The organism is Tardiphaga sp., from assembly GCF_044336785.1.
GTDB lineage: Bacteria > Pseudomonadota > Alphaproteobacteria > Rhizobiales > Xanthobacteraceae > Tardiphaga.
In genome coordinates this window covers 1-8,875 of record NZ_JBIIOT010000145.1, presented here as the reverse complement: position 1 = coordinate 8,875, position 8,875 = coordinate 1, and the positions used below count along the sequence as shown (strand labels likewise).

Genomic DNA, 8,875 nt, shown 5'->3' with positions numbered 1-8,875 from the left:
CTTCGCGGGCCGACCTCTCCCCGGTGGGGAGAGGTAAGAACAAGAAAAAGCCGGCCGAGGATGGGCATATCCTCATGGCCGGCTGCATTCTTGGAGGTTCTCTTGGGGTTCGGCACATCAACGCGCTGTGGCCCGCTTTCGTTCCGCCCTGCGGCGTATCGCCTTGATTCCACAGGCCTGCGTGGATACGGTCCGCGCGCTTCGATCCGCTCTGAAACTCTGGGGCGAATCTGACCGCGACATCCCGAAAAACCGGCCCGGATACATTCAAGACCATGACGGACTCCCTGCCTCCGCATATGCGCTCGGAACGCTCGTTCCAGGGTTTCATTCTCGCTCTGCAGCGGTTCTGGGCCGAGCAGGGCTGCGTGATCCTGCAGCCCTATGACATGGAAATGGGCGCCGGCACCTTCCATCCCGCCACCACGCTGCGTGCACTGGGCCCCAAGCCCTGGAAAGCCGCCTATGTGCAGCCCTCGCGCCGGCCGAAGGATGGCCGCTATGGCGAGAACCCGAACCGGCTGCAGCATTATTACCAGTTCCAGGTGATCATGAAGCCGTCGCCGGCCAACCTGCAGGACCTCTATCTGCAGTCGCTGAAAGCCATCGGCATCGACACCGCGCTGCATGACGTCCGCTTCGTCGAGGACGACTGGGAAAGCCCGACATTGGGCGCCTGGGGCCTCGGCTGGGAATGCTGGTGCGACGGCATGGAAGTCTCGCAGTTCACTTACTTCCAGCAGGTCGCCGGCGTCGAATGCGCCCCTGTCGCGGGCGAGCTGACCTACGGCCTCGAACGCCTCGCGATGTATGTGCAGGGCGTCGACCGCGTCTATGATCTCAACTTCAACGGCCGCGACGGCGCCGAGAAGGTGACCTATGGCGACGTCTTCCTGCAGGCCGAGCAGGAATATTCCCGGCACAATTTTGAACATGCCGACACCGCGATGCTGTTCGAGCAGTTCAAGATGGCCGAGGCCGCCTGCAAAAAGTATCTCGATGCGGGTTGGAAGGGCGACAAGCGCGAAGAACATCTGATGGCGCTGCCGGCCTATGACCAGTGCATCAAGGCCAGCCATGTTTTCAATCTGCTCGATGCGCGCGGCGTGATCTCGGTCACCGAACGCCAGAGCTACATCATGCGCGTCCGCGAACTGGCCAAAGCCTGCGGCGAAGCATGGGTGCACACCGAAGCCGGAAGCGCTGCCTGATGCCCGATCTTCTCCTCGAACTGTTCTCCGAAGAAATCCCCGCCCGCATGCAGGCCAAGGCGGCGGAAGACCTGCGCCGCATCGTCACCGACAAGCTCGTCGATGCCGGCCTCGTCTATGAAGGCGCGAAAGCCTTCGCGACGCCGCGTCGTCTCGCGCTCACCGTGCATGGCATTCCGGCGCGCCAGCCCGATCTCAAGCAGGAGCGCAAGGGGCCGCGCGTCGGCGGCGCCGAAGCTGCGATTGCCGGCTTCCTGAAGGCGACCGGCCTCACCTCGCTCGACGAGGCAAAAATCCAGCGCGATCCCAAGGGCGATTTCTACATCGCGCTCACCGAGAAGCCCGGCAAGCCGGCGGTGGATGTGCTGGCCGAGATCCTGCCGATGGTGATCCGCACCTTCCCGTGGCCGAAGCAGATGCGCTGGGGCGAGGCGTCGATCAAGTCGAGCGCGCTGACCTGGGTGCGTCCGCTGCATTCCATCATCGCCACCTTCGGCATCGAGACCGAAGAGCCGGAAGTCGTGAAATTCGATCTCCCCGGTGTCAGCGTCGGCCAGACCACGCGCGGCCATCGCTTTCTCGCCCCCGGCGAGATCGAGGTGCGCCGCTTCGACGATTACGTCGCCAAGCTGCAGCAGGCCAAGGTCGTGCTCGATCCCGAGCGCCGCAAGGAGATCATCCTGGCCGACGCGCGCCAGCTCACCTTTGCGCAGGGCTATGAGCTGGTCGAAGATCCCGCTTTGCTGGAAGAAGTCGCCGGCCTGGTCGAATGGCCGGTGGTGCTGATGGGCTCGTTCGATGCGGACTTCCTGTCGATCCCCGACGAGGTGATCCGCGCCACCATCCGCGCCAACCAGAAGTGTTTCGTGGTGCGCGATCCCAAGACGGGCAAGCTCACCAACAAGTTCATTCTCACGGCGAATATCGAAGCGAGTGATGGCGGCGCCGCCATCATCGCCGGCAACGAACGCGTCATCCGCGCGCGCCTGAGCGATGCGAAGTTCTTCTACGAGACCGACCTGAAGACCAAGCTGGAAGCTCGGCTGCCGAAATTCGATCAGATCGTGTTTCACGAGAAGCTGGGTACACAGGCCGAGCGCATCAAGCGCATCGAGCGCCTTGCAGGCGAAATCGCTCCGCTGGTCGGCGCGGATCCGGCGAAGACCAAGCGTGCCGCGCAGCTTGCGAAGGCGGATTTGCTGACGGAGGTCGTCGGTGAATTCCCCGAGTTGCAGGGCCTGATGGGCAAGTATTACGCGCTGGCGCACGGCGAAGATGCTGCTGTCGCGGCGGCGAGCGAAGACCACTGGAAGCCGCAGGGCGCTGGTGACAGCGTGCCGAGCGACCCGGTCAGCATTGCCGTTGGCCTTGCGGACAAGCTCGATACGCTCACCAGCTTCTGGGCGATGGATGAAAAGCCGACCGGTTCGAAGGATCCGTTCGCGTTGCGGCGCGCAGCGCTCGGCGTGATCCGCCTTGTGCTGGAGAACAATCTCCGCCTCTCAATGACCAAGGCTGCGAAGTCTGGCGTCGATGGTCTGCTCGCGACCAGCGCCGGCAAGACCTTTGCCGATACGCAGAAGGTCCCATCCGATCTCCTCGCCTTCTTCGCCGATCGCCTGAAAGTTCAGCTCCGTGACCAAGGCGCGCGTCACGATCTCGTCGATGCGGTGTTCGCGCTCGGTGGTCAGGACGATCTGTTGATGGTGGTCCGCCGCGTCGAGGCGCTTGGCAAATTCCTCGACAGCGACGACGGCAAGAACCTGCTTGCCGGCACCAAGCGCGCCAACAACATCCTCACCATCGAGGAGAAGAAGGACAAGCGAACCTTCGACGGCGCGCCGGACGCATCGCTGTTCAAGCTCGACGAGGAAAAGGCGCTGGCCAAGGCGATTGCCGAAGTCGGTCCGGAAGCGAGTGCAGCGGTGGCGAAGGAAGACTTTGCCGGCGCCATGGCGGCGATGGCAAAACTGCGCCCGGCGGTGGATGCGTTCTTCGACAAGGTGAAGGTCAATGATGACGATGCTTCTGTGCGCGAAAATCGTCTGAAGCTGCTGAACGAGATCCGTGCCGCCACGCGTGCGGTGGCGGATTTCTCGAAGATCCAGGACTGAGAGGAAGGGGCGGCCACAAGCTCCGCCCCTCACATGCTCTGCCCCTCATCCTGAGGAGCCGCGAAGCGGCGTCTCGAAGGATGGCCGCGAGCTCGGAGCCCCACCAGCTCATGGTTCGAGACGGCGCTGCGCGCCTCCTCACCATGAGGGACGGAGCGTGACGGGTAGAAATATCCCGACACCTCCAGCAACATTAACCTTCCCTTAACCATCCCCTGAAAAAGTCCGCTCCCATCAACGGTTTGTTAACCGTGCCATGGAGCGCGCCTGCGCATGACGTCGGTCAATACCGGTCTCAATCCTTACGCCAATTACGGCTCGGCCTATGCCCGCGCGGCCGCAATAGCCGCGCCATCGCTGGCCAATGCGCTCACGGCCAATGAGAGCGCGTCGTCATCGTCATCTGCCGCGACCAACCTGACGCTCTCGGATGCAGCCCGCGCGCAGCTTGCGGCATCAGGTGACACCAAGAGCATCGCCACCGTGATCGCGGATACCCGCACGGCACTGGACGGGCTCTACACCGCGGCCACGGTCAAGGGCCCCTATGATGCGAGCGGCAAGCTCACCGTCGATCTCGCCTCGCTCGATCGTCGCGCACTGTTTGCGGTCTCCACCAACAATGGCGGCGGCTTCACCGCCGACGAGCAGAAGGCCGCGAGCGCCGAGCTCACCAGCCGCCTCAACACCGCACTCGCACCGGCTGCCGGCACCACCAGACTGACGGGCACTTTCGCCGGCCTCTACAAGGCCGCGGCCGACTATCTCGATGCGGCCGGCCCCGAAGAAAAAGCCACCGCGCTCTGGGCCGCACAGCGCGATGCCGTTGCCAAGGGCGTGCAGGCGACGACCCAGACACCGGACAAGGCGCCGTCGGGCATCGCCAATGATCCCGTCGCCGCTTTTCTCGCCCAGCCCGAAGATGCGCAGCCGGTGAAGAGCATCGGCGATGTCGCGAAAGCGGTGCGCGCCGCGCTCGATGCGCAGGCCAAGGCCGCGAAGGACAGCGGCAAGGGCGAACTGGTCTACGACGCCGCGCGAAAAACCGGGCAGATGGCCGATCTCTCCGCCATCGACAATCGCTCGCTGTCGGCGATGTCGCTCAATCAGGACGGCCTGTTCTCGAAAGAAGAGAGCTTTGCCGCCAAGCAGACGCTCGATGCGCGCAACCGCGCGAGCATCCTCGACGCGCTGCAGGCGAGCCAGAAAAGCGGCGATCCCAGCCAGCTCAGCCTCGGCATTCTCAATGTCTATTCCGGCATGAGCGCGGAGGAGCGCACGGCGTCGAACTGGACGCCGGCCTTCCGCGACAATGCGGTGGCCGCGTATAAATCGACCAATAATATTCTGTCGATGCTGAAGGGTTGATCTGCTGCCCGCAACACACTCTTCCCTCATCCTGAGGAGCCGCGCAGCGGCGTCTCGAAGGATGACCGCACACTCCGAGCCAGGCCAGCTCATGGTTCGAGACGGCGCTGCGCGCCTCCTCACCATGAGGGTGCGGAGTGTGGGCGCCCAAAAGAAAAGCCCCGCCCGGCAGGGGACACCGGGGCGGGGCTTCTTCGTCCGGTCGCTCATCGGAAAGCGCCCGAACGAATTTCGCACTCAACTATCTTAGTCGATGACCTGCACGATGCGGCGCGATCGTGGCTCGACCAGCACGGTCTGTCCGTTCACCACCGTGTAGCGATAGGGCGTGGTCGCCACTGATTGCGGCACGTCGTAATAGGTCACGCCGGCTTCCGGCAGGGTCGAGCCCACCACGACGCGCTCGTCCACCGTGAAGGTCGGCACCCGCTCGCGCACCACATATTCGCGGAACGCCGGTCGCTCCTGCACCGTGATGCCATCGGGGTCGTTCTGGTCGACGATCACACGGTCACCACCGGCGACGCCAACCGTGACGCCCTGGGCCTGTGCCGCAAGTGGCATTGCCATCGTGCCCATGAGGGCGGCTGCTGCAATCAGTGTCTTACGCATTGTCGTCTCCTTCATAGCCAATGTCCGGCTTGCTTCGCCGGCGAGATGTCCAGCCATCGTTTGAATTCCCACGGTCGGCCAATGCCCGCCGCCAGCGATCGTTCCGGAATTTTTGGGGACATGGCGCCGGTTTTTGATGCATTGCAGCGATGCAACCGGGAACCCATTGATGCCCGGCGCGTCTTTATGCTGCTACTCCCCCGCGGCGCGCAGGGCGCCGAATCGCATCACAGCACCCGGAGATCCCCCATGACCATCACGGCAGCTCACATCCAGCCGATTGTCGCGCTCATCGCTGGTGTCCTGATTCTGCTGATGCCGCGCCTGCTCAACTTCATCGTCGCGATTTATCTCATCTTCATCGGCCTGGTCGGGCTCGGCGTCTTCAAGCTGCTGAAGATCGGCTAATTTACGCCACGCAATTCCGTAACAAGCTACCGGCGCCGTCGCTTGCACCACATCGCCTAAACGTGGTGTAAGGCGGTTCCTTCCCGTCTCCATCCTCTCGCCGGATCGATTGAGAACCATGGCCAAAACCGCATCCAAGTCCAAGAAGGCTGTCAAGCAGGCTGCCAAGCAAGCCGCGAAGTCCAAAGCTGCCGTCAAGGCTGCGCCCGCCGCCCGCAAGGCATTGAAGGCGCCCGCGAAATCGAAGGCGCCGGCCAAGGTTGCCAAGCCCGCCGCCAGGAAGGCCGTTGCCACCAAGGTGGTCGCAAAGGCGCCGGTGGCGAAGAAAGCGGTTGTGGCCAAGGCTTCTGCAAGCAGGGCACCGGCCAAGGCGATTGCCAAGAAGGTCGCCGCCAAGCCGGCGTCCGATCTCGGCAAGGCCGGCAAGTGGGTCTATTCCTTCGGTGGCGGCAAGTCCGAGGGCAAGTCGGAGATGCGCAACCTGCTCGGCGGCAAGGGCGCGAACCTCGCGGAAATGGCGAATCTCGGCCTGCCGGTGCCTCCGGGCTTCACCATCCCGACCTCGGTCTGCACCTATTACTACGACAACAAGAACAGCTACCCGAAAGAGTTGAAGGCGCAGGTCGAGAAGGCGCTGGAGACCGTCGGCAAGATCACCAAGAAGACCTTCGGCGACGACACGAACCCGCTGCTGGTCTCGGTCCGCTCGGGCGCCCGCGCCTCAATGCCGGGCATGATGGACACCGTTCTCAATCTCGGCCTCAACGACGTCACCGTCGAAGCGCTGGCCGAACTCTCCGGCGACAAGCGTTTCGCCTATGACAGCTATCGCCGCTTCATCACCATGTATTCCGACGTGGTGCTCGGCTTCGACCACCATCACTTCGAGGAAATCCTCGACACCTACAAGGACAACAAGGGCTATTCGCTCGACACCGATCTCGACGGTGACGACTGGGTGCACCTGGTCGGCAAGTACAAGGAAGCCGTCGCCCGCGAGACCGGCAGCGATTTCCCGCAGGATCCGCATGCCCAGCTATGGGGCGCCATCGGCGCTGTGTTCTCCTCCTGGATGAACCAGCGCGCCATCACCTATCGCCGTCTCCATGACATTCCGGAGAGCTGGGGCACCGCCGTCAACGTGCAGGCCATGGTGTTCGGCAATATGGGCGACACCTCGGCCACCGGCGTCGCCTTCACGCGCAACCCGTCCACCGGCGAGAGCAAGCTGTACGGCGAATTCCTGATCAATGCCCAGGGCGAGGACGTCGTTGCCGGCATCCGCACGCCGCAGGACATCACCGAGGAAGCCCGCATCGAGAGCGGCTCCGATAAGGCGTCGATGGAATCGGCGATGCCGGAAGCTTTCAAGGAGCTGACCCGCATCTACAAGCAGCTCGAGAAGCACTACCGTGACATGCAGGATCTCGAATTCACGGTCGAGCAGAACAAGCTCTGGATGCTGCAGACCCGCAACGGCAAGCGCACCGCCAAGGCCTCGATCCGCATCGCCGTCGAGCTCGCCAATGAAGGCGTGATCTCGCAGAAGGACGCGGTCACCCGCATCGATCCGGCCTCGCTCGACCAGTTGCTGCACCCGACCATCGATCCTTCGGCCGAGCGCGACGTGATCGCGACCGGTCTGCCCGCCTCGCCGGGCGCAGCTTCAGGCGAGATCGTGTTCTCGTCGGATGAAGCCGCCAAGCTGCAGGCCGATGGCAAGAAGGTCATTCTGGTTCGCATCGAGACGTCGCCGGAAGACATTCACGGCATGCACGCCTCGGAAGGCATTCTCACCACCCGCGGCGGCATGACCTCGCATGCGGCGGTGGTCGCGCGCGGCATGGGCAAGCCCTGCGTCTCTGGCACCGGCGCCATCCGCGTCGATTACGGCCGCGGCACCATGACCATCGGCGGCCGCGTCTTCAAGACCGGTGACATCATCACCATCGACGGCTCCACCGGCCAGGTGCTGGCCGGCCGCATGCCGATGATCGAGCCGGAACTGTCGGGCGAATTTGCCACCCTGATGGGCTGGGCCGACAAGGTCCGCAAGCTCAAGGTCCGCGTCAATGGCGACACGCCGGAAGACGCGCGCACCGCCATCAAGTACGGCGCCGAAGGCATCGGCCTGTGCCGCACCGAGCACATGTTCTTCGAAGAGACCCGCATCCGCACCGTGCGCGAGATGATCCTGGCCGAAGACGAGCAGGCCCGCCGAGCCGCGCTCGCCAAACTGTTGCCGATGCAGCGCGCCGATTTCGTCGAGCTGTTCGAGATCATGCATGGCCTGCCGGTCACCATCCGCCTGCTGGATCCCCCGCTGCACGAATTCCTGCCGCACACCCAGGGCGAGATCGAGGAAGTGGCGCGCGTCATGAACGCCGATCCGCGCAAGCTCGCCGATCGCGCGCGCGAACTGTCCGAGTTCAACCCGATGCTCGGCTTCCGCGGCGTGCGTCTGGCGATCGCCTATCCGGAAATCGCCGAGATGCAGGCCCGCGCGCTGTTCGAGGCGGCGATCGAGGCCGCCAAGCGCACCGGCGATGCCGTGGCGCTGGAAGTGATGGTGCCGCTGATCGTCAGCAAGGTGGAGTTCGACCTCACCAAGGCCCGCATCGATGCGACCGCTGACGCCGTTACGAAGGAAACCGGTGGCAAGCTCAACTACACCGTCGGCACCATGATCGAGCTGCCGCGAGCCTGCCTGCTGGCCGGCGAGATCGCCGAGACCGCGGAGTTCTTCTCCTTCGGCACCAACGATCTCACCCAGACGACGTTCGGCATCAGCCGCGACGACGCGGCGAGCTTCCTCGGCACCTATATCGCCAAGGGTATTTTGGAGATCGACCCGTTCGTGTCGGTGGACCGCAGCGGTGTGGGTGAACTCGTGAAGATCGGCGTTGCCCGCGGCCGCAAGACGCGTCCGAACATCAAGGTCGGCATCTGCGGTGAGCATGGTGGCGATCCGGCCTCGGTGGCGTTCTGCCATCAGATCGGTCTGGACTACGTGTCGTGCTCGCCCTACCGCGTGCCGATCGCCCGTCTCGCTGCGGCGCAGGCGGCCCTGGGCAAGGAAATCGCCAGCCAGGCGTGAGGCTGGGGTGGGATGGATTGAGTTTGAAGCGGCCGGGTGAAAACCCGGCCGCGTTTGGTTGTTAG

The 8,875-nt window shown here is 63.8% G+C and carries 6 protein-coding genes; 5 read left to right on the top strand and 1 reads right to left on the bottom strand.

Annotated features, from left to right (window positions below):
- Positions 1-275 precede the first annotated feature (275 nt).
- From ACIQ2A_RS24450 to ACIQ2A_RS24440, 3 genes are all read left to right on the top strand, one after another.
- A complete protein-coding gene (locus ACIQ2A_RS24450; RefSeq protein ID WP_398484380.1) occupies positions 276-1,211 on the top strand; it encodes a glycine--tRNA ligase subunit alpha in 936 nt (311 codons plus the stop codon).
- Entirely contained in the window at positions 1,211-3,325 is a 2,115-nt protein-coding gene (glyS, locus tag ACIQ2A_RS24445) for a glycine--tRNA ligase subunit beta (RefSeq protein WP_398484377.1), read from the top strand. Before ACIQ2A_RS24450 ends, glyS begins: the two co-directional genes overlap by 1 nt.
- Positions 3,326-3,598: 273 nt before the next feature.
- Positions 3,599-4,693: a hypothetical protein gene (locus ACIQ2A_RS24440; protein ID WP_398484375.1), complete on the top strand. Its 1,095-nt coding sequence runs from the start codon at positions 3,599-3,601 to the stop codon at positions 4,691-4,693.
- A gap of 246 nt (positions 4,694-4,939) precedes the next feature.
- On the opposite strand, the gene ACIQ2A_RS24435 is transcribed toward ACIQ2A_RS24440, so the two are convergent.
- Positions 4,940-5,305 (bottom strand): DUF1236 domain-containing protein, encoded by a 366-nt coding sequence (locus ACIQ2A_RS24435; RefSeq protein ID WP_398484373.1) that lies wholly within the window; start codon positions 5,303-5,305, stop codon positions 4,940-4,942.
- A 249-nt stretch (positions 5,306-5,554) separates the two neighbouring features.
- On the opposite strand from ACIQ2A_RS24435, the gene ACIQ2A_RS24430 reads away from it, so the two are divergent.
- Together ACIQ2A_RS24430 and ppdK are read left to right on the top strand one after the other, a co-directional pair.
- Positions 5,555-5,713 (top strand): DUF3096 domain-containing protein, encoded by a 159-nt coding sequence (locus ACIQ2A_RS24430; RefSeq protein WP_398484371.1) that lies wholly within the window; start codon positions 5,555-5,557, stop codon positions 5,711-5,713.
- 118 nt (positions 5,714-5,831) lie between these two features.
- Complete coding sequence (ppdK, locus tag ACIQ2A_RS24425) at positions 5,832-8,810, top strand: pyruvate, phosphate dikinase (protein WP_398484369.1); 2,979 nt, start codon at positions 5,832-5,834, stop codon at positions 8,808-8,810.
- The last annotated feature ends 65 nt before the right edge of the window (positions 8,811-8,875 follow it).

Bases quoted from the DNA above. Each gene is read 5' to 3' on its own strand.
- glyS (WP_398484377.1), top strand. From the start codon at position 1,211: ATGCCCGATCTTCTCCTCGAACTGTTCTCCGAAGAAATCCCCGCCCGC.
- ACIQ2A_RS24450 (WP_398484380.1), top strand. From the start codon at position 276: ATGACGGACTCCCTGCCTCCGCATATGCGCTCGGAACGCTCGTTCCAG.
- ACIQ2A_RS24435 (WP_398484373.1), bottom strand. From the start codon at position 5,305: ATGCGTAAGACACTGATTGCAGCAGCCGCCCTCATGGGCACGATGGCA.
- ACIQ2A_RS24440 (WP_398484375.1), top strand. From the start codon at position 3,599: ATGACGTCGGTCAATACCGGTCTCAATCCTTACGCCAATTACGGCTCG.
- ppdK (WP_398484369.1), top strand. From the start codon at position 5,832: ATGGCCAAAACCGCATCCAAGTCCAAGAAGGCTGTCAAGCAGGCTGCC.
- ACIQ2A_RS24430 (WP_398484371.1), top strand. From the start codon at position 5,555: ATGACCATCACGGCAGCTCACATCCAGCCGATTGTCGCGCTCATCGCT.